Here is a 26,099-nt window from a genome sequence, read left to right as displayed (position 1 = left end):
ACACGGTGCTCAAGCCGGAGGAGACGCGCGTCGAGACGTTCACCTTCCCAACACCGAAAGATACAAAGACCTTCGATGTGGACGTGGAGCTGAGCTACGCGCCCCTGACCGGCCCGCCGGCGTTTTTGCAGCGCGTCGAGGCCGAATCCGCGCAGGGTGCGCAGGACGCCGTCTTCCAGTCTATCCCGATCACTAGAAAAACCGTCAACGTGCCGGTCGCGACAGGCAATTAGATGCACGAAGCATGACGCGTGAAGAAAGAACCTATGCCCGCAAACGCACCCTTCAGGAGCTCAGGGTGCTGAGCCTGCTGAATCACAAAATCGAAGACGCGTGTTTTAGTCGGAAACGATTGTTGAGCCCGGCGACTTCATTTTAAAAATCTGAATCGCGGCATAAATGCCCTTGGCGGGCTGGTTGAGGATCAGCCGGCAGCCGACCACGCGTGTATCAATTAATTCGTACTGGCCGCCGCTGTAGTAAATGTCGCAATCGTCAATCTGGCAGTTCTTGTAGACGTGGTTGTCCAGCACCAGCTTGGTTTTGCCGAAGATCTGGCCCTCTACGACAATGTAGTGCGGTTCGAATCCCATCGAGTGCTCCTTCGGGGCGCATGATAGCAAGGCGGGCCTGCGTCCGCAAACGCCGCCGGCATGTTTACTGCTGTCCGGCATCTGTGTTAAGTAGGGCGTGCCCAGCATCGAATTTAGAGGGGGAATGGCTAAGTCAGCGGCAGCTTCGTCACAACCACACTCCCACGCCAAGTCTTCTCCGAAATCCTCTAAGCCAGTGACCGAGCCGGCTGAACCGGCCAAGGCGCCACGCGTGGCCAACGCTGCGCCAGCTGTGACTGCCGTCGAGATGGGCGCACGGCAACGGGAGATTTCCGTCTCCGAGTTCTTCACAAAAAACCGGCACCTGCTCGGCTTTGACAATCCGCGCAAGGCCCTGCTGACTTGTGTCAAGGAAGCCGTAGACAACGCGTTAGACGCGTCCGAAGAAGCGGGCATTCTGCCCGACATTTTGGTGAAGCTCGAAGTGGTGCCGGAGGGCAATGCGACGTCGTCCGCCAGCCAGGCCACGCGGTTTCGCATCACGGTCACCGACAACGGGCCCGGCATCGTCAAGCAGCAGATTCCGCGCATCTTCGCCAAGCTGTTGTACGGTTCCAAATTCCATCGCTTGCGGATGAGCCGGGGCCAGCAGGGCATCGGCATCTCGGCGGCCGGCATGTATGGCCAGCTCACCACCGGTAAGCCGGTGAAGATTATCTCGCGCACGAGCGCGCGCACGGCGGCCCACTACTTCGAAGTGCAGATTGACACCAAGAAAAACGAGCCGCGCATTCTCGAAAGCAAGCAGGGGGAGTGGGCGCAGCCACGCGGCACGCAGGTGACGCTCGAAGTCGAGGGGCGGTATCAGAAGGGGCGCGCCTCGGTGGATGAGTATCTGGAACAGACGATCATCGCCAATCCGCACGTGCAGCTCACCTATGTGACGCCGGAGGAGGAGACGAAGATCTACTCGCGCACGCATACGGAGCTGCCGCCGCAGCCCAAGGAGATCAAGCCGCATCCCTACGGCATCGAGTTCGGTATGTTCCTCAAGATGCTGCACGACACGAAAAGTCACTCGCTGGCGGGTTTTCTCGCGAGCGATTTCTGCCGCGTGTCGCCGGCCGTCGCACAAGAAATGTGTAAGGCGGCTAAGCTGTTGCCCGCGGTCCGCCCGCACGCTCTCCATGGGCATCCGGCCGAGATGCTCTACAAGACGATCCAGACGACGAAGATCATGGCCCCGCCGACAAACTGCCTGGCGCCTATCGGTGAACAGGCGATCCTCTCGGGTCTGTACCAGCAGATCAAGGGCGAGTTCTACACGGCGGTGAGCCGCCCGCCTGCCGTCTACCGTGGCAACCCCTTTATCATTGAAGCTGGCCTGGCCTACGGCAACCGACCAGAGGGGGGTACAGCGGAACCGAAGCCGGCTGCGCAGCCGCTGGCTGAGGGTGAGGTACGGCAAGAGGATGAGGACAGTGAGTTGGCCCGCGTGATCCGCTACGCCAACCGCGTGCCGCTGCTCTATCAGCAGTCCGCCTGCTCGACCTTCAAAGCGGTGCTTGATACGAAGTGGAAAAATTACGGTATCGCCCAGTCGCGTGGCGCGCTTCCCTCCGGCCCGATGGTGATCTTCGTCCACATGGCTTCCGTGTGGGTCCCCTTCACGAGCGAGTCGAAGGAAGCGATCGCCGATTACGACGAGATCCGCAAAGAGATCACGTTGGCGCTGCGCGAGTGCGGTCGGCGGCTGGGCATCTTTTTACGGCGGCGCGAGCGGGCAGAGGGCGAATACCGCCGGCGGAACATTTTTGAGCTCTATATCGAGGAAGTCGCCGAGGCCTGCAACCGACTCAAGGATGGGAAACTCAAAGTTGAAAAGCTAAAGGCGCAGCTCCAGAAGATTGCCAAGTCGCGGACCGGTGGGCAGAAAACTGACGAGACACTGGGCAAGGCCGGCAGCGGCCCGGAGGGACTGCCGCATTCGATCATCGTCACTCCGGAGGGCGTCGAGGGCGAGGGGGCGGTGGGCGCACGTGTGCCTGTTCCGACCAAGCCCGCGCCCGGCGCTCAGGCTGAACTGTTTGAGGAAAAATCAGGCAGGGGCCAGCCAGAAAAGAAATCCGCCAAGACGCCGGCTATCGCGCAGGCGAAAAAACGGAAGAAGTAGCCATGGCTAAAGCTAAGACCAACGGCGCGGTAGCAAAGAAACTGATCGGCCTGGCCGATGTGGTGATCGACGCGGCGAATCGGTCCAAGGACCCGACACTGGCAATTCCCATTCGTGCCCTGTCGAACGTTTCGTTCAATCCGCGCAAGGGGCTGATCGAACTGGGGGCCAAGAAGCAGGCGCGGGCCTTCTTTAACGTCGGCATGGCAAAGAAGTTCATGCAGACGATCCTCGTGGCCGACGCGCTCTCTGAACTCCAGCGCTCAGACCTCACGACCTCGCTCCGAGAAATTTATTACCGCACGAAACACACGATCAAGGATTCGCACGAGAATACCTTTGATACGCAGGACGAATCCGATCCGGTGATCGAGGATCTGGAGGTGTCACTGGCGGCCCTGCGCGAGGAGCTGCACGTGCGCGCGGAGAACGGCGGCAGTGTGGTCGGTCCGCTGGTACTGGAGGACGACGGCGACCGCGTGGACTGCGCCAAGTTGGGCAAGGGCGGCTACTCGGTGCCCTCGATTGTGGAGCCAGGGTATGTGGACATTCGGCGCTGCACGGCCGACTTCGTGCTGCTCGTTGAGAAGGGCACGCAGTGGAACCGGTTATCCGAAGATAAATTTTGGAAGCGCTATAACTGCGTGCTGCTGACTGGCAACGGGCAGCCGCCGCGTGGTGTCCGCCGCCTGGCGCGCCGGCTCCACGAGGAATACACGCTGCCGGTCTATGTGCTGGTGGATAACGATCCCTGGGGCTACTACATCTATTCAGTGGTCAAGCAGGGATCGATCAACCTCGCCTTCGAAAGCCAGCGCATGGCGATTCCCAAGGCAAAGTTCGTCGGCCTCTCCAGCGCCGACCCCGAGCGCTATGGGCTGCCTCGCAACGTCGGCATCAAGCTCAATGAGAAGGACGTGACACGCGCGAAGGAGCTGCTCAACTATGAGTGGTTCAAGAAGCCGGCCTGGCAGACGGAGATTAAACGTATGATCTCGAGCGGGCTCAAGTACGAGCTCGACGCGCTCGCAAACAAGGACTTCCAATATCTCACGAAGAAATACCTGCCGAAAAAACTCACAGAGAAAGACTGGCTCGACTGAATTCATAGCGTTTTCAGTTGTCAGGGGGCAGTGCCGAGGTTCCGGAATTGACCACTGGCAAATGAAAACTGACCACTAAATATGAGCAGTATTTTGGCTTGATACCCCTAAATCATCCTGTATAGAATGGCCCCACTTTTTTCGTTCTAAATCATGGGGTTGGAACAGTTTGCAAAAAACTGGCGACAGAGTGTTAACCACGAGAGGAGATTGAAGTGAGCGACTCAACGATTATCGGGTTTGCGGTGGTGGCGGCGGTGGCGGGCATTGTTTATGGCCTCTATTTAGCCATGTGGGTGTTCAAGCTGGATGCCGGCAACGCTAAGATGCAGGAAATTGCTAAGGCCATTCAGGAGGGCGCCGGCGCCTACATGAACCGCCAGTATCGGACGGTCAGCATCGTAGCAGCCGCGTTGTTCCTGTTGCTGTGGGCGGGCGGTGTGGCGTCCGACAAATTTGGGCTGCTGACGGCCATCGGTTTTCTGGTCGGCGCGGGCTCCTCGGCGCTCGCGGGCTACGTCGGCATGGTCATCGCGGTGCGCGCGAACGTCCGCACGGCGCAGGCAGCGCACAACGGCATGAACGCGGCGCTCACCGTGGCCTTTCGCGGGGGGGCGGTGACGGGCCTGCTCCTGATTGGGCTGGGCCTGCTCGCGATCACGGGCTTCTACACGCTGGCCGCGCAGTTTGCGGGTCAGGACAAGGCCATTCATGCGCTGCTGAGCCTCGGCTTCGGCGGCAGTTTGATTTCGGTCTTCGCGCGCGTCGGCGGTGGCATCTATACGAAAGCGGCGGACGTGGGCGCCGATCTCGTCGGCAAGGTCGAGGCGGGCATTCCTGAGGACGATCCGCGCAATCCGGCGGTCATTGCCGATAATGTCGGCGACAACGTCGGCGACTGCGCCGGCATGGCGGCGGACCTCTTCGAAACCTACGCGGTAACAACGGTGGCGGCCATGGTGTTGGCCTTCACGCTGTTCAAGGGCCAGAGCGCGCCGATCCTCTATCCGTTGCTGCTCGGAGGCATCACGATTTTTGCGACGATCATTGGCATTCTTTTCGTAAAGGTGAGCGAGGGCGGCGGCATCATGACGGCGCTTTATAAGGGGCTCTTCGTGGCCGGCGGCATCGCGGGCGTCGCCTTTTATCCCGTTACGACGAAAATCATGGACGGCGTCGGCGGCGTCAGCGGCCTGAGCTATTACATCGCCGCGCTGCTGGGGCTCGTCGTCACGCTCGCGCTGGTCTTCATCACCGACTACTACACCTCCAAGAGCTATGCGCCGGTGAAAGACATCGCCAAAGCCAGCGAAACCGGTCATGCGACGAACATCATCGCGGGGCTGGCCGTAGGCATGCAGGCAACGGCCTGGCCTGTCGTGGTCATCGGTGGGGCGATCCTGGCTAGCTACTGGATTTGCGGCGGGGCGGCGGCGGGCGGTTTGTATGGCGTGGCTGTGGCGGCGGTCTCCATGCTCTCGATGGCCGGCATCGTGGTGGCGATCGACGCGTTCGGGCCGATCACCGACAATGCGGGCGGCATTGCGGAGATGTCGCATTTGGGCAAGGCAGTGCGGAATATCACCGATCCCCTCGATGCCGTCGGCAACACGACCAAGGCCGTGACGAAGGGCTACGCGATTGGCTCGGCAGGGTTGGCGGCGGTGGTGCTGTTCGCCGAATATGCGCGGGAAGTGGCGGTGCACAATCCCGCGGCGGCGGCCTTCGATCTCTCCGATCCAAAAGTGCTGGTCGGGTTGTTCCTCGGTGGCATGCTACCCTTTCTCTTTGGTTCGCTGTGCATGAAGGCCGTGGGACAGGCCGGCGGCCTGGTCGTCGAGGAGGTACGCCGGCAGTTCAAGACCATCAAGGGCATTATGGAGGGCACGGGCAAGCCGGAGTACGGCACCTGTGTGGATATCGTCACGCAGGCGGCCATCAAGAAGATGATGATCCCCGGGCTGATTCCCGTGGTGTCACCCGTGCTCGTTGGCGTGGTGTTGGGCCCGCAGGCGCTGGGCGGCGTGCTGGTGGGCAGCATCGTGACCGGTCTCTTCGTCGCGATCTCGATGACGAGCGGCGGTGGCGCCTGGGACAACGCCAAAAAGTTCATCGAAGAGGAAGGCAAGAAGGGCAGTGAAACGCACAAGGCGGCAGTGACTGGCGACACGGTCGGCGATCCGTACAAAGACACGGCGGGGCCGGCGATCAATCCAATGATCAAGGTCATTAATATTGTCGCGCTTCTGATCGTGTCGTTGATTGTGTAGTAGCAAGATAAAAAGTTGTCAGTTTGTAGTATTTAGTTTCCAGAGCTGACAACCGAGTGCCAAATTTGCGTTCTGGTCTAGCCGGCAGAGCTAGGGCTCTTGTTTTGTGTGAGGAGCAATTGGCACTCCAGAGACAGATTGACACGATAAAGCAAGTTTTGTTAGCGAAGAAGAACACTCCTTCTCTAGCGGCAACATCGACAATGCCAATTGCCAGAATGATCGTCGATTCATCGAGGGGGGCACAAAATAGTTAACTGGTAGGGGGTCGATTTCGGTTGCGTGCTAAATTTGGCACAGGGGTTCTACCGATCGCATTACCGTATCAGTTTTTGACCAACGTCTTTTGCTCCTGATAACCGGCCGACTTGCCCCAGATTCCAAGGCCTTCCGCTCCAGAGTCCGCTCCAGTTTCTCGACCCGCTTCTGAAGCCCTAGGGCCTGGCTCTTGGGCGCGAGCTCGCCCGACTCCTGGAGTCCTTGGTCGAGGCTCCGCTTTCAACACTACATTTGGACCGCGTTCACGCGGTACTTCCGGGAGATCTTCTCCAAGGGGATTCCGTTCTTCCACTCCTGCAAGATCGCGAGCCTCTGCTCGGCCGGCCCCTGCCGCTTCCGCCCACGCCCATTCTGGACAGGTTTGCTTGTCGCTTCCATGGTTCCTCCTGACCTATGCGACCTGTCCAAACTTTAAGTGGGGCACGACAGGGAAGCGTTGCGTCCTTTGCAAGCGTTTGGAAATTCGATCAATTTGACTCGACTCTAGGCTTTGAGTAGCAGTGAGAACATTGCATGAATTTGTGGCGCTTGACCGCTTGCCGGCTCGGGAGTATTGTGAAGAGGCGCTCGCATAAGTAAGACCTATGGGAGCGTCGCTGCATCAGGAGGTGTTTTGATGGAAAAACAGGAGCGGAAGCCCGAGTCCCGAAAAGAACCTCAGGCCAAGGATGAGGTTAAGCCGAATCCAAAGGTCATCGAATCCGGCAAGAAGCTCAAGGAGGAAATCGACAAGCTGGTGGACGAAATCGACAATGTCCTTGAGGAAAACGCCGAAGAGTTTGTGAAGAACTACGTGCAGAAGGGCGGGGAGTAGTCCCGCCTTCTTTATTCTTGTCTGTTCCTCTCACACTGCGCCGCAGGCCTGGGCAGCCCGTTTGACAAACATTTTTTGAGCGCCTACTATCTTTTTGAAATTCAGTCAGTTGTGATCTTTTATTCAGGCCGTCTGCTCGTGTAGAGGGTGTGTGCTACAACGAGTGAACGGAGGGGGTGGGGTCCAACTGTATCGATTTCGATAGAAGGGACGCGGCAGAAGCCCATGCCCAACGAAACGGTCACCGATCTCAATCAGTTGATCAGCCGTATGCAAAGCTACAACCCGCACGCGGACGTCGAGCTCGTGCGCCGTGCCTACGCCTTTTCAGAAAAAGCCCATGCCGGTCAGACCCGCCGCTCCGGCGAGCCCTACCTCCAGCATCCGCTGGCCGTGGCTGGCGTTCTCACGGCGCTGCGGTCGGACGTCACGGCTGTGGCGGCCGGCCTCTTGCACGACACGCTCGAAGACACGCTGGCGACGCCGGCCGAGCTCGAAAAGGAATTCGGCAAGGACGTGGTACACCTCGTCGACGGCGTGACCAAGATCGGCAAAATTCCCTTCCGCAACTATGAAGAAAAGCAGGCCGAAAATTTCCGCAAGATGGTCCTCTCAATGGCGGACGACACCCGCGTTGTCCTCATCAAACTGGCTGACCGGCTGCACAACATGCGTACGCTGGAGCACCTGCACGAAACCAAGCGGCGGGAGATCGCGCAGGAAACGCTCGAAATCTATGCGCCGCTGGCGAGTCGGCTTGGCATTGGCTGGATGAAGAATGAGCTGGAGGATTTGTGTCTCGAGGCGCTCAAGCCGGACGTCTTTGCCGAGCTGAAGATGCGCGTGGCCAAGCGCGACGAGGAGCGGCAGCAGTACATCGCCGACGTCACCACGCTGGTGAAGCAGGCCCTGACCGAATCCGGCCTGAAGGGAGAGGTGCAGGGGCGGCCCAAGCATCTCTACGGTATCTTCCAGAAGATGGAGCGGCAGGCCGTGTCCCTCGACGAAGTCTACGATCTGGCGGCCGCGCGCATCATCACGGATACGAAGATGAACTGTTACGCCATCCTCGGCTTGATCCACTCGCTCTGGCGGCCGGTGCCGGGCCGGTTCAAGGACTACATCGCTATTCCCAAATCGAACCTCTATCAATCGCTTCACACGACGGTCATCGGGCCCAAGGGCGAGCGTGTGGAATTCCAGATTCGCACAGAGGAGATGCACCGCCTTGCTGAGTACGGCATCGCCGCGCACTGGAAGTACAAGGAGCACGGCGAGATTGACGACCAGGAGGGGAAGGCCTTCAGCTGGCTGCGGCAGTTCGTCGAATGGCACCAGGACCTGTCCGATAACCGGCAGTTTATGGATTCCGTAAAGCTGGACCTGTTCCATGACGTCGTCTACATCTTCACGCCCAAGGGGCTGGTGAAGGAAATGCCATTAGGCTCCACACCCGTGGACTTCGCCTACGCCATTCACACGGAAATCGGTGACCACTGTGTCGGCGCCAAGGCCAACGGAAAGATTGTGCCGTTACGGCATTCGCTCAAGAGTGGCGAGACAGTCGAAATTCTGACCTCCCCGACGCAGGTGCCGCACAAGGACTGGCTGAAATTTGTCCGGACCTCTCGCGCCAAGGCCAAAATCAAACACTGGCTGAAAAACGAGCAGCACCAGCGCAGCACTGAGGTGGGACGGCGATTGCTGGAACGGGAATTCAAACAACAGAATCTGGCACCTGCGCAGATGCTGAAATCGGACCGCCTGCTCGACGTAGCGAAGAAATCCGGGTACGCCACACTTGACGAACTGGTGGCAGCCGTGGGGTTCGGGCACGTTGCGGCCTCTGAGGTGGCGAGCTGGCTGCTTGCGCCGGCCCCGGCTGTGAGCAGCGCGCCAGGGGGCGCGCCGCAGCGTCCCACGGTTGGCGCGGGGGAGGAGAACACTGTCAAGGTCAAGGGCGGGCGCGATCTGCTGATGCAGTTGTCTCGCTGCTGCAATCCCGTGCCCGGCGACCGAATTATGGGCTACATCACGCGCGGGCGTGGCCTGACGATCCACGCCATCGGCTGTCCCAACCTCGAGGCCTTGGATTATGACAAGGACCGGTTGATCGAGGTTGACTGGGACACGTCGACGCCCAGCACACACTTCGTCAAAGTGTCGGTGGTAGCAGTGGATAAGCCGGGTGTGCTGGCCAACATTTCCTCGTCCATCACAGGCGCCGAAGCGAACATCACACGCGCGGAGATTGCTACGAGCGAAGCGCGGAAGGCTATTCTGGACTTCGTGATCGAGGTAACGGACACGGCACACTTGGATCGGGTGCTGAAAGCAATCGAACGGATTGAAGGGGTTATCACCGCGCGGCGCGTGCGTGCGTGGTATGACTAGCGGATCTGCGGTGGCTTCTTGTCCGGCGGCTCGCCGGGCACCTGGAAGCGGAGCGTGACACCGCGGTCGAGATGCAAGAGTTCCGCCGAGCCGGCCGCCAGTTCCAGCACGTACATCGCGTTCTCATTGGGCTGATACTGGGGGCAGCCGTCGTCGGTCCGGCTGCAAATGGGGACGCGGCGGGCGACATGCACGATCTTCTTTTTCTGATCCATCCAGATGATGTCGAGCGACATGCGGGTGTTTTTCATCCAGAAGCTCCACTGCTGCGGTTCGGCGAAGGCGAAGAGCATGCCGTGGTTGTCCTCCAGCGCCGAGCGGAACATCAGTCCGCGGGCGCGCTCCTCGGAGGTGTCCGCCAGCTCGGCCAGGACGACGCGGCCCTGCGGCAGCGTGATGGGAATCAGCGACTCGCCCACCGCTGGCGTAGACGCCAGCAGCGCCAGACCGGCCAGGAGGAGGACACGCATTTTCATGCGCGTGATCCTAGGGAGCGCGGTGCATCCTGTCAAGACGATCCGGGCGTGAGCACGGTCGGCCAGCGATGACCCGCATCTGGACCGCGCAGTACGACCCTCGTGTCCCTCCAACCCTCTCCTATCCGGAAACATCGCTGCCGCATTTGCTGACTCGATCCGCGGAACGGTTTTTCAACCGTCCGGCGATTCGGTTTTATGGCCGCAGCATCTCCTATCGCGAGCTCGACGCGCTGGTGAATCGCTTCGCGCAGGCGCTCCGGCGGACAGGAATCGGCAAAGGGAGCGTGGTGGGCGTCATGTTGCCCAATCTGCCTCAAACAGTGATCGCCTATTACGGCAGCCTCCGTGCCGGGGCGGCTGTCACGATGATCAATCCGCTCTATGTCGAGCCGGAGGTCCGTCAGCAGGTCGCGGATGCTGGCTGTGAGACACTGGTGGCGATGCCGCAGATGTATGCCCGTGTTGGGCCGCTGCTGGAGCGGGGCTTGCTTAAGCGGATGATCGTGGCCGGCATCGAAGACTATCTGCCTTGGGGCAAGCAGCTCATGTATTCGCTGAAGGCGAGAGGGGACGGGGCGCTGCCGGTGACTCCCGCGCGTCCCGAGGTGGTGCGCTTCCGCCGTTTCCTCGATGATTCGGCTGAACCGCCTGCCGTCTCCGTCGCGCCGGACGACATGGCGCTATTGCAGTACACCGGCGGGACAACCGGAGTACCTAAGGGCGTGGTGCTGACCCATCGCAATCTGGTGAGCAACACCTGGCAGTGCCGGAATTGGTGCCCCCTTGACGAGGGCCGGGAAGTGGTGCTGGGCGTGCTGCCATTCTTTCACGTGTATGGGATGAGCGTATGTCAGAACATGGCGCTGAGTCTGGGAAGCACCCTCGTCCTGCTGCCGCAGTTCCAGGTCGGCGACGTGCTCAAAATCATCCAGTCTGAGCGGGTGACGGTGTTCCCGGGCATCCCCGCCATGTATGCGGCGATCAACGCACACCAGCGTGTCGAGCGATACGGTCTGCGGTCCGTGCGGGTCTGTATCAGCGGGGCAGGGCCGCTGGATCCCTCCATTCAGAGCCGCTTTGAGACGTTGACCGGCGCGCATCTGGTCGAGGGCTATGGATTGACAGAGGCTTCTCCCGTGACGCACGTGAACCCGATGGGGCAGGCGGTCGAGGCGCGGCGCACGCGCAGCATCGGCGTGCCCCTGCCGGACACCGACGCGCGCATCATGGATCTCGAAACCGGGACGCGCGAACTGCCTGTCGGCGAGGTCGGTGAACTGGCGGTACGTGGCCCCCAAGTGATGCGTGGCTACTGGCAGCGTGACGATGAAACGCGGCAGGTGCTGCGGGACGGCTGGCTCTACACCGGGGACATAGCCCGGCGTGACGCGGCCGGCTATTTTTACATCGAGGACCGCAAGAAGGACATGATCAAGTCGGGCGGCGAGAATGTCTACACGCGCGAGGTGGAGGAGGCGATTCTGCGGCATGCAAAAGTCAAAGATGTGGTGGTCGTCGGCATTCCGCAGCTGCTACGTGGCGAACTGATCAAGGCTTACGTGGTCCTCAAAGACGGCGAGACGGCGACGTCGGCGGAGTTGCTGGAGCATTGCCGCTGCGAGCTAGCTAAGTTCAAGGTGCCGAAGCGCATCGAGTTTCGACAGGAGCTGCCCAAGACGTTGGTCGGAAAGGTGCTGCGGCGGGTGCTGATTGAGGAGGAACTCAAACGTGGAATTTCCTCCCGTGGCGGTATGGGCGAGGCCTAGCGCGCTTGCAAAGGAGCGGCGGCCTGTGCGATTCTTACCCACGAGCCCAACCTGGGGTCCACTAAGGAGCGTTATGAAGGAAAAACGCCGGGTTCTGTATGTGAAGGGCGTCTTTGTCTGTCCCAAGTGCCGCCAGTCCTACGTGCAGGACAAGTGGATCGAGGAATGGCGCATCCGCTGCCACAAGTGCGATTATCGTGGCACTTTGACGGAAGTGTCCGTCGAAGAGCATATGGACGAAGAGACTATCCGCCGGTAGTGTCCCACCCGCATCCCTCGCGTGTTCCCGTTTCCCAGCCAGGAGGTCGCGTTATGCGCCAGCTCATGCTGATCGTGCTGTTGTTATCTGGATGGACGGGTGTGGCGTGGGCCGCCGATGCGCCATCCTCGGTGAAGGTCCTGATCGCCTACCACTCGGCCACCGGAAACACGGAAATGATGGCGCAGGGTGTCGCCGCCGGCGCCAGGAGCATGCCCGGGACGGCAGTCATGCTCAAGCGCGTGGGCGAGGTGACCGGGGAAGACCTGCTCTCAGCCGATGCCGTCGTGGTCGGTTCACCGGTCTACTGGTCCAATATGTCCGGCGACGTGAAAAAATTCCTCGACGACTGGCAGCTCAAATTTGGCGTGTTTCCAGAGTTCAAGATGCGCAACAAGGTCGGGGCGGCCTTCGCTACCGGCGGGCAGATCTCAGGTGGCAAGGAGGTCACGATGCTCACGATCCTTGCCGCCATGCTCGGTAATCAGATGATCGTCGTGAGCGGGGGGGGAGCGTTTGGGGCGTCGGCCACGACAGAGGGGGACAGTCCCGGCATTGATGAAAAGGAACTGGCGTCCGCGAAGGATCTCGGCACGCGTGTCGCCGAGGTGACACACCTGGTCAAGCGGGGAGCGCCTCGCTGACGCCCAGGAATCCTGCCTGCCCTGCTGCGCGAAGAGTTTTCCAGCCGAATCTGTATGAGGGGAGGCGCCTAATCAGGCGGCCGTTCGCTCGAGTTCTTGTACCATCTCTCTGATCGTATCGAATCCTGACTGCCAGAACGCGGTAGCGCGCATATCCACGCCGACGGCGTTTAGAATTACCTCGGGGCTTTTTGATCCGCCGGCGGCGAGCAGGTTCAGATATTGTGCCACGAACGATTGCCCCTGCTGCTGATATTGCCGATACAACGCCAGCACGAGCAGATTCCCAAAGCTATAGGCATAGCAGTAAAAGGGGCTTCCGAAGATGTGGGGGATACTGAGCCATTCCCAGCGAAATTCGTCGGACACCGGTATGGCCTTGCCGAACTGCTGGCGCAAGGTATCTAGATACGCACCGCTTAGGTCTTTCGCAGTGGCGCCTGTTGCGATCATCTCATGTGCGACCTTTTCGAAAAGAACGAAATAGGCTTGTCGAATGACCGTTGCGTAGATGTCATCAAGCTGGCTGATCAGCAGACCCTGCTTCACGGATTTTCGCGTCTCCTGCGCTAGGAGGGCGTCCGACAGAATCCGTTCGCCGAAGACGGAGGCGGTTTCGGCCAGCGGCAGCGTCGAGTGGAACGTGAAGACGGAATGATCGGCCGCCAGCATGCCGTGCACGGCGTGGCCGAGCTCATGCGCGAGCGTCGCGACGTCTCGCGCCTCGCCAGTGTAGTTGAGCAGCACGTAAGGCGTCATCCCCGGTACGACGCTATAGCAATAGGCCCCGCTCAACTTGCCTGGCCGCAGGCGTGCGTCGAGATGCCGTTCGTCGATCACGCGCCGGACCAAATTGGCCAGTGTCGGAGAGAAGCCCTGATAGGCATCGATAACCAGCTGGACGGCGTCCGCATATCGGTACCGCCCATGGTCGGCTGGATGCGGGGCGTAGATATGGTAGCGGCTCATCGCCTTGATGCCGCAGAGTTTCCCTTTCAGCCTAAAATAGTCCTGAAAAACGCCGGCGTTTTTCGTGCAGACCGAGAGCAGGGCTGAAACGGCTTCGTCCGGAATGTCGTTGCTGAGATTGCGGGCGGCCACCGGCGAGGAAAATTTTCGGAGTGTGACGTTCTCGTTCTTCCAGTCGTTGACGAGCGTCGCATACATCTCCCCGAGCATGTCTTGCTGCCCGCCGACGACCCGATGCAGTTCCTTGTAGGCCATTTCGCGGACGCGGGCCTTACGATGGCGCACGTAGCCGGCGAGCTGCTCGCGGGTCAGGGTTTTCTTTTTACCCCCTAGCGTTAGCGTGAACGTCAGACCGTTGGTCAGGACGTCGTAGAGCGTGTTGACAGCGCTGCGGCCCGTGGTGTTCTTGAGATTGACGATTTGTTCCTGCAGCTCCGACAGCGTATGCGGCTTAAATCGTCGGATCGTTTCCAGGTGATAGCGAAGATCGCCAGCGGCGGCGAGCAGGCGGGCGGCATTGGCCTCGTCCACCGTTTGCCACCAGAGATCAAAAAAGAGGATGCGGTTTTGTATGCCGGCTAGCCGTTCCTCGACCTTCGTTTTAAACGCCCGCGCCGTGAGCTCCTTGGTGTTTTCCGAAAACCACAGATAGGCATAGGCGCTGAGTGTCGACGAGAGGCTAGCGATATCTTCAAGCAAGTTCAGCACGTTTCCGAACGTGTCCGCTGGTATTGCCGGCGCAAGCGCAGCGCGCGTGGTTTCCACCTGCGTGACAAGCCGATCCAGCTCCTTGAACATGCGTTCGGCATCTTCTGCCGGATGGCGCAACAACCCGGACAAGTCCCAAGCGGGTAGCGCGGAGGCAGTTCTTTTGGGGACGGATACCATTGCGTGCGATCACCCCAGACTGTGTTTCAGTGCCTGCAAATTCTTCGTGACCATCGCGTCCCCGTTTTTTGTTGAGACCTCGATGCCCCGGTCACAGATTCCACGGCATGCGTCGATCTGCTTTAACTGCTGCAGCGACTGGGCCAGTGCGTAGTAGGCGGCTGAATAGGTGGGTTTGACTTCAATGCACCGTTGCAACGCCTTGGCGGCGTCCTCGAAATTTCCGTCGCCTTGATAGGCCTTGCCAAGGCCGAACCAGGCCACGTCGTCGCTCGGGTCCATCGCCAGTAACTTTTTCAACGGTTCGATTTTCGGATCAGGCATGGGTTGACCGTAGCACGCCGTTCGCCGAATTGTCTATCGCGTTTGAGGCGTGTTACGATACTGCGGAAATATGACCAGCATAGGGCGTAGGGCTGATCAGCAAGACTTCCGAACCATAGGCCATATGCTTCCGGAGAGCCATGGCTAAGACCGGATTTGTTTATCATCCCGACTACTTGAAGCATGACATGGGGATGAGCCATCCCGAGTCCCCGGAGCGCCTCCGGGCGATCGTCAGGAGGCTGGAGCAAGACGGGGTCCTGCCGAAACTGGTCCGCGTGGATCCTGCGCCGGCAGCTGACGAATGGATCATGCAGGTGCACGATCCGGTCTATGTGGCGGCCCTGAAGAAACAGGCGCCGTCGAGCGGGCGCATCTCGCTGGATGCCGACACCTCTATGTCGCCGGGCTCGCTGCCGGCAGCCTATCTGGCGGCCGGTGGGCTGCTGGCTGTGGCGGACGCCATCATGGCCGGCCACGTGGACAACGCCTTCTGCGCCGTCCGCCCGCCAGGTCACCATGCCGAGCGCAACCGGGGGATGGGCTTCTGCCTCTTCAATAATGTCGCGATCGCCGCGCGCTATTTTCAGAAGAAGCACCACCTCGCTCGCGTGTTGATCGTGGACTGGGACGTCCATCACGGCAACGGTACGCAACACGCGTTTGACGAGGATCCCTCCATCCTATTTTTCAGCACGCATCAATATCCCCACTATCCTGGGACTGGCAGCGCAGAGGAGCAGGGCCGCGGCCAGGGCGAGGGGATGACGATCAACGTACCGATGACGGCGGGCGCGGGCGACGACGAGTACCGCACTGTCTTTAGCAAGGTGCTCGTTCCTGCGGCGGACAAGTTTAAGCCTGATGTCGTGATCATTTCGGCTGGCTTCGACGCGCACCAGGACGATCCGCTCGCCAGCATGGGCCTGACCGAGGCGGGCTACGCCGACTTGACCAGCATCGTGGCCGGGATCGCCAGGCAGTATAGTCAGGGCCGCATCCTGTCGAGTTTGGAAGGCGGATACAATCTCCAGGCGCTTTCCGCCTCGGTCGAGCAGCATATTCTGGGTCTGTTGGCCGCGTAGAAAAGGGAAGCGTACAGAGGCAAAGGGACACAGTGGGCCGAACTGGGAAAATGCTGGTTGGCGGTGCAGTCGCGACGGTCGCGATCTATCTCTATTACACCGAGGTCAAGCCGGTCGTGATCTTCGGCCTGCGGTCTGATTACGCTCACGCGATTCCCTATCAAAAGGTCCCTGCCGGCATCGACAGTCTGAAGGCCGAATCGTGCGGCGTCTGTCACAAGGATATTTACGAGGAATGGAAGGCCAGCATCCATGCGAAGGCCTACGAGGACCCCTTTTTTCAGGCCTATTGGAAAAAGGACAAGAACATCTGGGTCTGTCTCAATTGCCATACGCCGCTTGAAAACCAGCAGCCAACATTGATCAAGGACATCCCTCGCGGGCGGGTGGAGAAGGCGGCAGCGGAGCCCAATCCCCACTACGACGCGGCCTATCAGAAGGAAGCCATCACCTGCGCCGCCTGTCATGTGCGTGATGGCGTGATCTACGGTCCCTACGACGATTCCGCTGCGCCGCATCCTACAGGGTTTGATCCAAACTTCCGCACGGCGCAGATCTGCTACCGCTGTCACAACGTTGTCTCGGGCCCCGCACAGTTCTACAACGTTGGACCCTGTGGGACCTACACTGAGTACGAGGGTAAATATTTCATGCAGGAGCGGGGCTTCATCTGCCAGAACTGCCACATGCCCGAAGTGGAACGGCCGGTGGCACGCGGCGGGCCGATCCGGCAGGGGCGCCGGCACCTCTGGCGGGGTGGGCACGATCCGGAGATGATCAAGCAGGCGGTGGCGGTGCGTGTGCAGGCTGAGCCTGCGTCGCCCAAGCCCGGGGATCGCGTGACGTTCACGGCCACGGTGATCAATGCGGGTGCGGGCCACAAGATTCCCACCGGTGATCCGGACCGGCATTTCACCGTCGAGTTTCTCGTCCAGGAGAAAAATGGGCATGTGATCGACCAACAGTCCGACACGATGGGCCGCTGGATTCTCTGGCAGCCGGTGGTGCTGGAGGTTTACGACAACCGTCTCCTGCCGCTGGCCAGCCGGGCCTATACGTTCTCGGCACGTTTGCCGGAGCAGTCCAATGGCCAGACGTTGACGGTGCGGGTGCGGTATCACATTCTGACCGACGGCCAGCATGACATGTTGAAGACGAAATATGGTCTCACGGCCGACGATCCCTATCGTTTCACGATCTACGAGCGGACACTGCCGCTCTCGGGCGAGTTGACGGCGGCGTTGGATCAAAATGTTTTTGATCCCAAGTTGACCTGTGCAGTGGACGGGGCGAAACAAAACCCGTATAACCCCTCATGATTCACAAGCACTTCGACTACAACTGCCGAGATGCCGCTACGACAAGCCCGCCTGTGGTTTTAGGCAGGCCGGCGGGTGGGCTGGCCCCTCGCGACCGCGACGTACTGCGTCAAGTACGCTTCGGTCTCTCCAGGCTTCAGGCGCCCGTGTCACATGGCTTCATGGCAGTTTCACGACGAACCGTCGTAAAGCATGAGGGGAGTACGGAACACAGGAGTTGATCGCCTTATGATGCATCCCTATCTCATCGACACGGCCACGCTCGATCAGAATCTCGGGCGCACGGGACTGGTCATCATCGACGTGCGCGGCAAATCCGCCTATGCCTTCGGCGGGCACATCCCAGGCGCGGTGAACGCCACGTGGCACGACTTCAGCGATCCCAACGCGGCGGCTAAGAGCCTGCTCGACTCCGACACGAGCCGGCTGGAGAAAAAACTCTGCGCGCTTGGTATCAGCGACGACAGCGACGTGGTGATCTACTCCAATCCCTTCGACAACTGGGGCGACGAAGGGCGCATGTTTTGGATGCTCCAGTATCTCGGCCACCAGAAGCTCAAAATTCTGGACGGGGGCTGGGTCAAATGGACGAAGGAGCAGCGCCGGTACGAGCATTTCCCGGTGACGCCCCAACCGGGTACCTTCACGGTGAAACCCAACCGGGACCTGATCATCGACAAGGAGGAACTCAAACAGATCGTCCGCCGGCCGCACCCGGAGACCGCTATTGCGGATGCCCGTAGTCTGGAGGAATATGCCGGCAAGGAAATCTCCGGTATCCCTCGCGCCGGCCACATCCCTGGTGCACTCAGTGTCTCGTGGAACGCCTTTTTGAATCCGGACGCCACGCTCAAGGAGATAGGGGCAATCCAGGCCGGGCTAGCCGACCGGGGACTGGATCCAGCACAGGAAGTGGTTTGCTACTGTACCGGAGGAGTGCGCTCGTCCTGGCTCTACGTCGTGCTGAAGTTGGCTGGGTTTGGGAAGGTCCGAAACTATCCGGGATCCTGGTGGGAATGGAGCCGGGACTTTGCTGCCCCCGTCGAGAAGGATGCGAAATTGCTCTATAAAATCGTGGGCACAGAGGATCGCAAGCCGTCTTGACCGGTCCCGGATCTCATGGTAAGGTCCGAGCCATCTAGGGGGGGCGTCGGATTTGGAGAGTCAGACAAGAACGTCAATGACCCTGTCACTCACACGAGGGAGGCTGAGCATGAAGATATTGATGGGATGGATGATGGCTGGCGTGGCCGTGGTGGTGCTGAGCGCCCCTGCCTTTGCCGGAAACAAACATGTGGAGGAGGCCGTCACTCATGCCAAGGCTGCGGTGGAGCATGGCAAGCAGGGCCATGCGGATGTAGCACTGAAGCATGCGGAGGAGGCCCTGATGCATGCCAATGGCGCTCAGAAGGACATGAAGAACGGACATCTGGACGAAGGGGTGAAGCATCTGACCGAAGCCGTCAAGCATGGTAAGATGGGCCATGCGGATGCAATTGCCGAGCATGCCCAAGGCGCGGTGACGCACCTGTCCGAAGTAAAGTAGCAATTTTGGGGCAAGTGGCCAGAGGCCAGGGGCGAGAGGGGGAGGACAGGCGAGTTCTCCGCTTCTCGCCCCTCTCTTTTTTTCCTCTTGCCCCTTGCTCCTAGCCGCTGGCCTATGCAGATGAAAGTTGGCTATTGCCAGTTCAAACCGGAATTCGGCAACGTAGCGCACAATCTGGACCGCGTCGCGCGCCTACTTGCCAAAGTCCGGTGTGATCTGATGGTCCTGCCAGAGCTCTTCGCATCCGGCTATCAGTTTGTCTCCAAAGCTGAAGTGGCAGACCTGGCCGAGCCGATCCACGGCGGCCGGACAACCGCGCGCCTCTGCGAAATCGCACGTGCCCGGCGCATGCACATCGTGGCCGGATTGCCGGAGGAGGCCGCCGGTCGCTATTACAACGCTGCCGTGCTCGTCGGGCCGTCGGGCGTGCTGGGCAGCTACCGAAAGACGCATCTATTTTTCGAAGAAACGAAGTTTTTCTCGCCGGGTGATTCGGGCTTTAAGGTGTGGAACATCGGTCCGACCGTCATCGGCGTGATGGTCTGCTTCGACTGGTTCTACCCGGAGGCGGCCCGCACCCTGGCGTTGCAGGGCGCCCACATCATCTGCCACCCGTCCAATTTGGTCCTGCCGCATTGCCCAGCTTCGATGCCCGTGCGCTGCCTGGAGAACCGTGTCTTCAGCATCACCGCCAACCGCATCGGCTCGGAACGGCGGGGCGGAAAAAACCGGCTGACCTATATCGGTCAGAGCGAGATCGTTGGTCCCCGTGGAAACATTCTCAAGCGGGCGCCGGCCAAGCGGGAGCAGGTGGCCGTGGTGGAGATCGATCCAAAAGAGGCCCGCGACAAATCGCTCAATAAGTATAATGATCTCCTGCGGGACCGCCGGCCGGAATTGTATCGGGCATAAGCTGTGATCAGTTGTCAGCAGCCAGGCTGCAGTTTCCAAAACGGATAACTGACCACTGAGAACAGAAAACGGTGTGAGCGGCTTGCCGCCGGCCATTCCTCACAGTAGGATGGACTCATGGAAGTGTCCCTCGGGAAAGGCATCTTTCTGGTCGCAGCGCCGTCGCTGCGCGACCCCAATTTCCGCCAGACGGTGGTGCTGCTCTGCGAACACGGCTCGCAGGGCGCACTGGGCGTCGTAGTCAACCGGCCGACCGCCATCCATTTGACCGAGGCGCTGCCCCAAGTTCCCGTCATCGAGGGCCAGCGGCATCTGCTCTTTTCCGGCGGGCCGGTGCAGCCCAACCATGTATTGATTCTCTATCGAACGGGGAAGGGCCCCGACAACACGCACCACGTTTTCGACGGCGTGTACATGGGCGGGGACATGGCGGCACTGGAAACACTACTGACGGTCCCCGGCGTGGCCGGGTCGTTCCGAGCCTACATCGGTTATTCAGGATGGGCGCCGGGGCAGTTGGAAAACGAAATGAGGACCAATTCCTGGATCACACTGCCGGCGGATCCTTCGATCGTTTTTGAAAAGGACCCGGGCGTGATTTGGGCCGACATCATGAAATCCCTTGGCAGCGGGTATGAAATGTACGCCGCCATGCCGGCGGATCCGAGCCTCAATTAAGAGGGTTCAGGGTGAGAGCAACGGGCGGGGTGAGTTTTCTAAGCCCGCACCTCAGCCGAAGCCTTTTCTGCGAGCAGCGGTCGCAGAAACTGTCCCGTCTGTGAGTCCGCGGCCTGCGCCACCTCCTCAGGCCGGCCTTCCACCAGGATCCGGCCTCCGCGCTCGCCGCCTTCCGGTCCCAGATCGATGATCCAGTCAGCAGTCTTGATCACGTCGAGATTGTGCTCCACCACAACCACCGTATGCCCGGCATCCACCAGCTTGCCGAGCACGGCGAGCAGCTTTTTGATGTCGTCCAGGTGCAGTCCCGTCGTCGGCTCGTCCATGACGTAGAGCACGTCGCGAGCGCTCCTATCTTTCAACTCCGCCGCGATCTTCAGCCGCTGTGCTTCACCGCCCGAGAGCGTCGTCGCCGGTTGGCCGAGGCGCAGGTACCCCAGCCCGATCGAAGACAAGAGATGTAGCTTCTCGCCCAGCCTCGGCGAGCCGGAGAAAAACGACACCGCTTCGTCCACCGTCAGGCTGAGCACATCGTGGATCGTCTTGTCACGGTATTTCACCTTGAGCACGGCCTGGCTAAACCGCCGCCCATTGCAGGCCTCGCAGGTCGCGTAGAGGTCCTCAAAGAAATACATTTCCAGCTTTTCGTAGCCGTTACCTTCACAGCGCTCGCACCGGCCACCCGGCGTGTTGAAGGAAAAATGCGCGCTGGTCAGGCCAGCGGCTCGCGCGCCCTGGGTGTTGGCGAACAGCGAGCGGATGTCGTCGAAGGCCTTCAAATAGGTGATGGGGTTCGAACGCGGCGTGCGGCCGATCGGCTCCTGGTTGATGAGCCGCACGCTGCGCAGATATTCCAACCCCTTGATGGCGCTGAATCGGCCCATGGGCAGTGAATCGATTTTGAAGGCGCGGGCAACGGCACGGTAGAGCGTGTCCTCCACGAGCGTGCTCTTGCCTGAGCCGGACACGCCGGTCACACAGATCAGCATGCCAAGCGGGAACCGGACGTTGAGGTCTTTCAGGTTGTGCTCGCGCGCGCCGGCAAGGCTCAGGAATTTACCGTTGCCGGGTCGGCGCACGCGAGGAACCGGAATCGTCTCCTCGCCGCGCAGGTAGCGGCTGGTGATCGGCTGCGCGCTAGCGAGGAACTGTTTGTAGGGCGCAGCGCAGACGATCTTTCCGCCGTGCTCGCCAGACCGTGGTCCCATCTCGATCACGTGGTCGGCTGCCTGGATCATCTGCCGGTCATGCTCCACGACCACAACCGTGTTGCCGCTGTCGGCGAGATCGCGCAGGATGCCGGCCAGCGTGGCCGTGTCGCGCGCGTGGAGACCGATGGTTGGCTCATCCAACACGTACAGCGTCCCCACCAGCCGCGCACCCAATTGGTTGGCCAGCATGATGCGCTGCGCTTCGCCGCCGGAGAGTGTCTTGGTCTGCCGCGAGAGCGTGAGATAGCCCAGCCCTACGCGGAGCAGAAAGCTGAGCTTCCTCTTGAGCAGGCGCAGGATGTCCTGCGCTGCCCCGGCTTCAAAAGCGGGCAGGGAGAGTGTTTCAATCCAATCGGCGGCCTCGCGGATTGTCAGGCTGGTGATCTCATGGATATCTCGTCCTAAGACTTTTACAAAGAGCGCATCCGGTTTAAGCCGGCTCCCGTGGCAGGTGGGGCACGAAAACGGACTCCGGTAGCGGCTCAAAAAGACTCGCACGTGAAGCTTGTAGCGTTTCTTCTCTAGAGCCTCGAAGAAATCGTTAATGCCGTCGAATTTCTTATCGCCCTTCCAGAGAAGCGCTCGTTCAGCCTCAGTCAATTTCGCGTAGGGCGTGGTGAGGCTCACGTTGAGCCGTTTCATAGACAGCAGCAGCTGCTTCTGCCACCAGTCCGTGCCCGGTTTGCTCCAGGGTTCGATGGCGCCATCGGCCAGCGAGAGGTTACGGTTAGGAATGACGAGGTCTTCGTCGTACTTTAGGATGTTCCCGTAGCCCTTGCATTCCGGGCAGGCGCCGAGCGGATGGTTAAACGAAAAGAGGATCGGGCGGGGCGGTTCGAAGGCGCGCCCGCAAGATTGGCAGCGGAATTTGGTGCTGTAAGTTTGCAGGCCTTGCCCGATCACCTCAGCGCAGCAGATGCCGTCGCCCTCGTGAAAGGCTGTTTCGACTGCCTCGACGATCCGATTGCGGTTATCGGATCGTAGCACCAAGCGGTCGATCACGACATGCAAATCCGACCGCGCCGTGCCGGGCAGAACTGTCCCTGGCTGCAAATCAATCAGTTCGTTGCCGCACTTGAGGCGAACGAATCCTCTCGTCAACAGCGAATCGATCAGCGCGCGATCGTGCCCTGGCCCGAGGTCTTTCACGGGGAACAGGATCAGGGCGCGGTTGTCGAGGAAACGCGCCAGGAGATCGTCAGCAACCGAGCCGGGGTGGTGGCCCCGCGCCTCTTGTGTACAATCCGGACAGACCGGCTTGCCGACCTTGGCAAACAAGAGCCGCAATAGATCAGCCATTTCTGTGGCCGTGCCGACTGTCGAACGGGCTGTCCGGACGGGATTTGTTTGCTCGATGGCAATGGCCGGCCGGACGTTAGTCAGCCGATCCACGTCTGGGCGATCCACCTTTTCCAAAAACATGCGGGCGTAGGTGGAGAGCGATTCCACGTAGCGCCACTGACCCTCCGCGAAGAGCGTATCGAAAGCCAGCGAGGATTTTCCAGACCCAGAGATGCCAGTGATGGCCGTCACTTTGTCGTGCGGAATGCGGACGGAGACGTTTTTGAGATTGTTCTGCCGAGCGCCCTCGACGATCAGCTCGCCCAAGTCAGGGGAGGGCTTATGCCTGTTGGGCACGTGGTGTCTCCCCATACGCAAAACGAGTCGGCATCGTAGCAAGTCAGGATTACGTGCGCAATCGTGTCTGCTCGATGGCTATCGGAGTATCAACCGGATTAGACCCACGCCGGCCAGGTAGATGGCCAGCGAGCCAGCCATCGTAACCCAGAAGCCCAACTTGGTCAGGGCCACGATTATGAAGCCGACATAGGCAAGCCACGGCGGCACGAACCAGAGCAAATTCTTGGCATAGGCCAGCGTAGCGTCAGCGCCGCCGTTGAGATAAATCAGCACAAAGGTTACGCCCGTGATCGCTGGGAAAGTACTGGCCAGCGCGGCCCAGAACCCTTCGCCCTTCGCGCCAAGATAGGTCGAGGCGCTGACCACGATCCCGCCAATGAGAAAATAGATCCCGTATTTCACAAATTCGTTCATCCGCTCCTCCTTGAGCCGAAAGGCCTTCGCGCACATTGCACGCGTCCTTCCTGATAGGGTCGCCCATGCCCGGAGCGCGTGGCGGGCAATCGAGCGCGACCAGCTCGCGCGCGCAGAGCCCAGCAGACGTCGACGTGCACCCCGGGGTCGCCGAACGGTTCATTGACGAGGCATGCTGAAAACAAAGGACTCACGCAACCACCATCCTGAGGACCAAGTACAGCACGATGACTTCGGCCGCATGGGCCACGATGGGGACATAGAGATTCCGCAGGCGCACCCACAGGAAGCCCCAGATCAGCCCGTCCCACACGGCGATCCAATGCAAATGGCGGAATGTTAGCACCATAAACGGGTCGAAAGAAAAAGTAAGAGCTGAGACAGCCACGGCTGCGCCGGTTGCAACCGGTCCGGGTAGGGTGGAGAAGAGCGCACGCAGCCGGCCCAGCAGGAACCCGCGAAAGTTTATTTCGACGAAAAAGGCAATCAGGACGATGAACCAGGGCAGCATGACGGCAAGCGGAATCTGCGCATGCGGGGTTTCGCGTAAAAAGCCGATGTCGAAGCCCAATCGCGGGACGAGATACAGGATAACGGTGGTATTGAATAATCCAAGCACTAGCCCGGTTGCCGTGCCCCAGCGCAGTCCTTCCGGGAGCTGCGCACGCTGTAAGCCGAGACGGGAGATGACCCCTGGGTTCTGCGAAGCCCAGAAGCCCAGGGCCACGTAGGCGACAGCCTGTGGAAGCAACTGGATCAGCCAGAGTTGCTGGAGGTCTGAGGGAAGCAGATCAAATCCGATGGTGGCGGCGATGGGCAGGCCCGCGAGCCAAGCCAGCCGCTCGGTTGGATCCGCGTCGTGCACGTGGCTACTGAAGCTGGATGCCGTAGCGATCGAGCGTCGTGGCCTTGTTGCGAGTCAGATTGGAAAGCGACTTGTTGTAGTCTACAATCGCGCGCAGCTCGTTGCCCTGCGTGGTCGCCAGATCGCGCTGGAAGTCGAGCACAAAGCGGGTGGTGCTCAATCCGACGTTTAACCGTTCCCGCTCAGCTTGTAACTGCTTCTCGGCCATGATACGGGCGGCCCGCGTCGTTTCGATTCGCTTGAAGTCGGTCTGGACGCGTCGTATCGCCTCGCGCACACCGACAATCACTTGTTGTCGTACGCTGACTAGCGAGGCCTTAGCGTTGAAGCCCTCCAATTGGCGCTTGTTGTACTGACTGGTGGCTGAGCGGTTGCCGAGCTGGTAGCTGAAGACCAGTCCCGCACCGTAGTTGTAAAAGTCGCCGCTGAAGTTTTTGTTGGTCATGTCGCCGTAGTTTCCACCCAGGCCTGCCATGCCGGAGGTGCCTTGGAACGAGAGGTTCGGCAGCATCTGGTTTTTGGCGAACTTGACGTTGGTATCGGCGGTCTCGAGGTTTTTCTTCGCCTGTAGAATTTCGGGGCGCCGGTCCAGCGCGATTTCGATAGCTTCCTCACTAACGATTGCCTCGAGCGTCTGGCTGGGCTTGTCGAGCGGCGTGAGCCGAAGATCCTGCCGCAGCTCCTCCTCAGCCGGGTTCTGCAAGCGGCGGAATTGGTCCTCCTGGTCGCGAATGGCCTTTTCGGCGACAAGCACCTGCTCGACGCGGGAGGCCACAGCGGCTTCTGCCTGCAGGACGTCTACGATCGACATGATCCCGGCCTTGGTCTTGGCGCGGTTGCTGGCCAGCAGCTCCTGCGCGGCCCGGAGGGCCGATTCGGCCACCTTAAGGTTTTCGTTCACGAAGACCAGCTCCCAGAAATTCTGCTCGACGGTGGCGATGACCGTGAGAACGCGGTCAGTGAAGACCTGCTCCTCCACCTTAGCGTTGTTCTGGGCCACCTGGATGAAGGTACGGTTGACCTCCGTGCCAAAATTTCTAAGCAGCGGCTGGGTGAAGGTGAAGGCCAGCCCGCCCGAGTAGGCCGGATTGAACAGGAAACCGCTGGCCACGTTCTGATTCACGTTGGATCGGGATGGGCTGTAGTTCAAATCGTAATTGGCGCCGGTCAGCAAATTCTGGGTGACGTCCGCGGTGAGCGAATGGCTGCGCTGATCGAAGGTCAGAATCTCGTTGAGGTTCTGGTTCGTACCGCCGAATACGGGACGGTTCAACGGCTGCACCTGCCGGTTGTACTGGCCGTTCAGGCTGAGCGTGGGGTCGAACTTGGCCTCCTCGCCGACGATATCGGAGAGGCGGCTGTTCTTGGTCGTGCGGCTGATGGAAATGTCGAGATTGCGTTCAAGGGCCTGGAGCACCGCGTCCGAGAGAGCCACCGACTGCCGCCGTTCCTGCGGTGCCTTGGCAGGCGGGTCCTGCGCCATGACGACCCCGTCGGCCAGGAGCAGGGCCG

Annotated in this window: 21 protein-coding genes; 13 read left to right on the top strand and 8 right to left on the bottom strand. The window is 60.2% G+C overall.

Going from position 1 to position 26,099, the window contains the following annotated elements; all coding sequences use genetic code 11:
* Window positions 1-338: 338 nt before the first annotated feature.
* Window positions 339-593: a hypothetical protein gene (locus FJ248_07960; protein ID MBM4120814.1), complete on the bottom strand. Its 255-nt coding sequence runs from the start codon at window positions 591-593 to the stop codon at window positions 339-341.
* Between the two features lie 253 nt (window positions 594-846).
* Between FJ248_07960 and FJ248_07955 the strand changes: the two genes are divergently transcribed.
* The 5 genes from FJ248_07955 to FJ248_07935 all read left to right on the top strand — a co-directional run bounded on the left by FJ248_07955 (window position 847) and on the right by FJ248_07935 (window position 9,587).
* Window positions 847-2,727, top strand: coding sequence for a DNA topoisomerase VI subunit B (locus FJ248_07955; protein ID MBM4120813.1), 1,881 nt, complete (start codon window positions 847-849; stop codon window positions 2,725-2,727).
* Window positions 2,728-2,729: 2 nt separating this feature from the next.
* Window positions 2,730-3,830 (top strand): DNA topoisomerase IV subunit A, encoded by a 1,101-nt coding sequence (locus FJ248_07950; protein ID MBM4120812.1) that lies wholly within the window; start codon window positions 2,730-2,732, stop codon window positions 3,828-3,830.
* Window positions 3,831-4,045: 215 nt separating this feature from the next.
* Window positions 4,046-6,100 carry a sodium-translocating pyrophosphatase gene (locus tag FJ248_07945; GenBank protein ID MBM4120811.1) on the top strand — a complete coding sequence of 685 codons (2,055 nt, stop codon included), beginning with the start codon at window positions 4,046-4,048 and terminating at the stop codon, window positions 6,098-6,100.
* 895 nt (window positions 6,101-6,995) lie between these two features.
* Entirely contained in the window at window positions 6,996-7,193 is a 198-nt protein-coding gene (locus tag FJ248_07940) for a ubiquitin-like protein Pup (protein MBM4120810.1), read from the top strand.
* Between the two features lie 225 nt (window positions 7,194-7,418).
* A complete protein-coding gene (locus tag FJ248_07935; protein ID MBM4120809.1) occupies window positions 7,419-9,587 on the top strand; it encodes a bifunctional (p)ppGpp synthetase/guanosine-3',5'-bis(diphosphate) 3'-pyrophosphohydrolase in 2,169 nt (722 codons plus the stop codon).
* Here FJ248_07935 and FJ248_07930 read toward each other — a convergent pair.
* Window positions 9,584-10,198, bottom strand: coding sequence for a DUF192 domain-containing protein (locus FJ248_07930; GenBank protein ID MBM4120808.1), 615 nt, complete (start codon window positions 10,196-10,198; stop codon window positions 9,584-9,586). The genes FJ248_07935 and FJ248_07930 overlap by 4 nt on opposite strands.
* Between FJ248_07930 and FJ248_07925 the strand changes: the two genes are divergently transcribed.
* Both FJ248_07925 and FJ248_07920 read left to right on the top strand, forming a co-directional pair.
* Entirely contained in the window at window positions 10,132-11,832 is a 1,701-nt protein-coding gene (locus FJ248_07925) for a long-chain fatty acid--CoA ligase (GenBank protein MBM4120807.1), read from the top strand. The two genes, FJ248_07930 and FJ248_07925, sit on opposite strands and share 67 nt — an antisense overlap.
* Before the next feature lie 165 nt (window positions 11,833-11,997).
* Window positions 11,998-12,735, top strand: a complete 738-nt coding sequence (locus tag FJ248_07920) for a flavodoxin family protein (GenBank protein ID MBM4120806.1) — start codon at window positions 11,998-12,000, stop codon at window positions 12,733-12,735.
* Window positions 12,736-12,807: 72 nt separating this feature from the next.
* Here FJ248_07920 and FJ248_07915 read toward each other — a convergent pair whose 3' ends face one another.
* Together FJ248_07915 and FJ248_07910 are read right to left on the bottom strand one after the other, a co-directional pair.
* Window positions 12,808-14,592: a M3 family oligoendopeptidase gene (locus FJ248_07915; GenBank protein MBM4120805.1), complete on the bottom strand. Its 1,785-nt coding sequence runs from the start codon at window positions 14,590-14,592 to the stop codon at window positions 12,808-12,810.
* A 9-nt stretch (window positions 14,593-14,601) separates the two neighbouring features.
* Window positions 14,602-14,916 (bottom strand): tetratricopeptide repeat protein, encoded by a 315-nt coding sequence (locus tag FJ248_07910; protein MBM4120804.1) that lies wholly within the window; start codon window positions 14,914-14,916, stop codon window positions 14,602-14,604.
* Window positions 14,917-15,056: 140 nt separating this feature from the next.
* On the opposite strand from FJ248_07910, the gene FJ248_07905 reads away from it, so the two are divergent.
* From FJ248_07905 to FJ248_07880, 6 genes are all read left to right on the top strand, one after another.
* Complete coding sequence (locus FJ248_07905; GenBank protein ID MBM4120803.1) at window positions 15,057-16,001, top strand: histone deacetylase; 945 nt, start codon at window positions 15,057-15,059, stop codon at window positions 15,999-16,001.
* Window positions 16,002-16,051: 50 nt separating this feature from the next.
* Window positions 16,052-17,320, top strand: coding sequence for a hypothetical protein (locus FJ248_07900; protein ID MBM4120802.1), 1,269 nt, complete (start codon window positions 16,052-16,054; stop codon window positions 17,318-17,320).
* Window positions 17,321-17,512: 192 nt separating this feature from the next.
* Entirely contained in the window at window positions 17,513-18,424 is a 912-nt protein-coding gene (locus FJ248_07895) for a sulfurtransferase (GenBank protein MBM4120801.1), read from the top strand.
* A 109-nt stretch (window positions 18,425-18,533) separates the two neighbouring features.
* Entirely contained in the window at window positions 18,534-18,866 is a 333-nt protein-coding gene (locus FJ248_07890) for a metal-binding protein SmbP (GenBank protein MBM4120800.1), read from the top strand.
* Window positions 18,867-18,986: 120 nt separating this feature from the next.
* On the top strand, window positions 18,987-19,778 hold the full coding sequence (locus FJ248_07885; GenBank protein ID MBM4120799.1) for an acyltransferase: 792 nt from the start codon (window positions 18,987-18,989) through the stop codon (window positions 19,776-19,778).
* 117 nt (window positions 19,779-19,895) lie between these two features.
* Window positions 19,896-20,456 carry a YqgE/AlgH family protein gene (locus tag FJ248_07880; GenBank protein ID MBM4120798.1) on the top strand — a complete coding sequence of 187 codons (561 nt, stop codon included), beginning with the start codon at window positions 19,896-19,898 and terminating at the stop codon, window positions 20,454-20,456.
* Window positions 20,457-20,494: 38 nt separating this feature from the next.
* Here the strand turns inward: FJ248_07880 and uvrA are convergent, their stop codons facing one another.
* The 4 genes from uvrA to FJ248_07860 all read right to left on the bottom strand — a co-directional run.
* Window positions 20,495-23,320 carry an excinuclease ABC subunit A gene (uvrA, locus tag FJ248_07875; protein MBM4120797.1) on the bottom strand — a complete coding sequence of 942 codons (2,826 nt, stop codon included), beginning with the start codon at window positions 23,318-23,320 and terminating at the stop codon, window positions 20,495-20,497.
* 63 nt (window positions 23,321-23,383) lie between these two features.
* Window positions 23,384-23,722 carry a DUF3147 domain-containing protein gene (locus FJ248_07870; GenBank protein ID MBM4120796.1) on the bottom strand — a complete coding sequence of 113 codons (339 nt, stop codon included), beginning with the start codon at window positions 23,720-23,722 and terminating at the stop codon, window positions 23,384-23,386.
* Between the two features lie 190 nt (window positions 23,723-23,912).
* Entirely contained in the window at window positions 23,913-24,587 is a 675-nt protein-coding gene (locus FJ248_07865) for a CPBP family intramembrane metalloprotease (GenBank protein MBM4120795.1), read from the bottom strand.
* Window positions 24,588-24,591: 4 nt separating this feature from the next.
* A partial coding sequence (locus FJ248_07860; GenBank protein MBM4120794.1) for a TolC family protein occupies window positions 24,592-26,099 on the bottom strand: 1,508 nt, incomplete at its 5' end.

Source organism: Nitrospira sp. (assembly GCA_016873435.1).
Taxonomy (GTDB): Bacteria; Nitrospirota; Nitrospiria; order Nitrospirales; family Nitrospiraceae; genus VGXF01.
Note: the sequence above shows the minus strand (reverse complement) of the source record. Positions and strands in the feature narration are given on the sequence as shown.

Excerpts from the sequence above, each read along its gene's own strand:
- FJ248_07960 (MBM4120814.1), bottom strand. The coding sequence starts at position 593 with ATGGGATTCGAACCGCACTACATTGTCGTAGAGGGCCAGATCTTCGGC.
- FJ248_07950 (MBM4120812.1), top strand. The coding sequence starts at position 2,730 with ATGGCTAAAGCTAAGACCAACGGCGCGGTAGCAAAGAAACTGATCGGC.
- FJ248_07940 (MBM4120810.1), top strand. The coding sequence starts at position 6,996 with ATGGAAAAACAGGAGCGGAAGCCCGAGTCCCGAAAAGAACCTCAGGCC.
- FJ248_07935 (MBM4120809.1), top strand. The coding sequence starts at position 7,419 with ATGCCCAACGAAACGGTCACCGATCTCAATCAGTTGATCAGCCGTATG.
- FJ248_07925 (MBM4120807.1), top strand. The coding sequence starts at position 10,132 with ATGACCCGCATCTGGACCGCGCAGTACGACCCTCGTGTCCCTCCAACC.
- FJ248_07930 (MBM4120808.1), bottom strand. The coding sequence starts at position 10,198 with ATGTTTCCGGATAGGAGAGGGTTGGAGGGACACGAGGGTCGTACTGCG.
- FJ248_07920 (MBM4120806.1), top strand. The coding sequence starts at position 11,998 with ATGGCGCATCCGCTGCCACAAGTGCGATTATCGTGGCACTTTGACGGA.
- FJ248_07915 (MBM4120805.1), bottom strand. The coding sequence starts at position 14,592 with ATGGTATCCGTCCCCAAAAGAACTGCCTCCGCGCTACCCGCTTGGGAC.
- FJ248_07910 (MBM4120804.1), bottom strand. The coding sequence starts at position 14,916 with ATGCCTGATCCGAAAATCGAACCGTTGAAAAAGTTACTGGCGATGGAC.
- FJ248_07905 (MBM4120803.1), top strand. The coding sequence starts at position 15,057 with ATGGCTAAGACCGGATTTGTTTATCATCCCGACTACTTGAAGCATGAC.
- FJ248_07900 (MBM4120802.1), top strand. The coding sequence starts at position 16,052 with ATGCTGGTTGGCGGTGCAGTCGCGACGGTCGCGATCTATCTCTATTAC.
- FJ248_07895 (MBM4120801.1), top strand. The coding sequence starts at position 17,513 with ATGAGGGGAGTACGGAACACAGGAGTTGATCGCCTTATGATGCATCCC.
- FJ248_07890 (MBM4120800.1), top strand. The coding sequence starts at position 18,534 with ATGAAGATATTGATGGGATGGATGATGGCTGGCGTGGCCGTGGTGGTG.
- FJ248_07885 (MBM4120799.1), top strand. The coding sequence starts at position 18,987 with ATGAAAGTTGGCTATTGCCAGTTCAAACCGGAATTCGGCAACGTAGCG.
- FJ248_07880 (MBM4120798.1), top strand. The coding sequence starts at position 19,896 with ATGGAAGTGTCCCTCGGGAAAGGCATCTTTCTGGTCGCAGCGCCGTCG.
- uvrA (MBM4120797.1), bottom strand. The coding sequence starts at position 23,320 with ATGGGGAGACACCACGTGCCCAACAGGCATAAGCCCTCCCCTGACTTG.
- FJ248_07870 (MBM4120796.1), bottom strand. The coding sequence starts at position 23,722 with ATGAACGAATTTGTGAAATACGGGATCTATTTTCTCATTGGCGGGATC.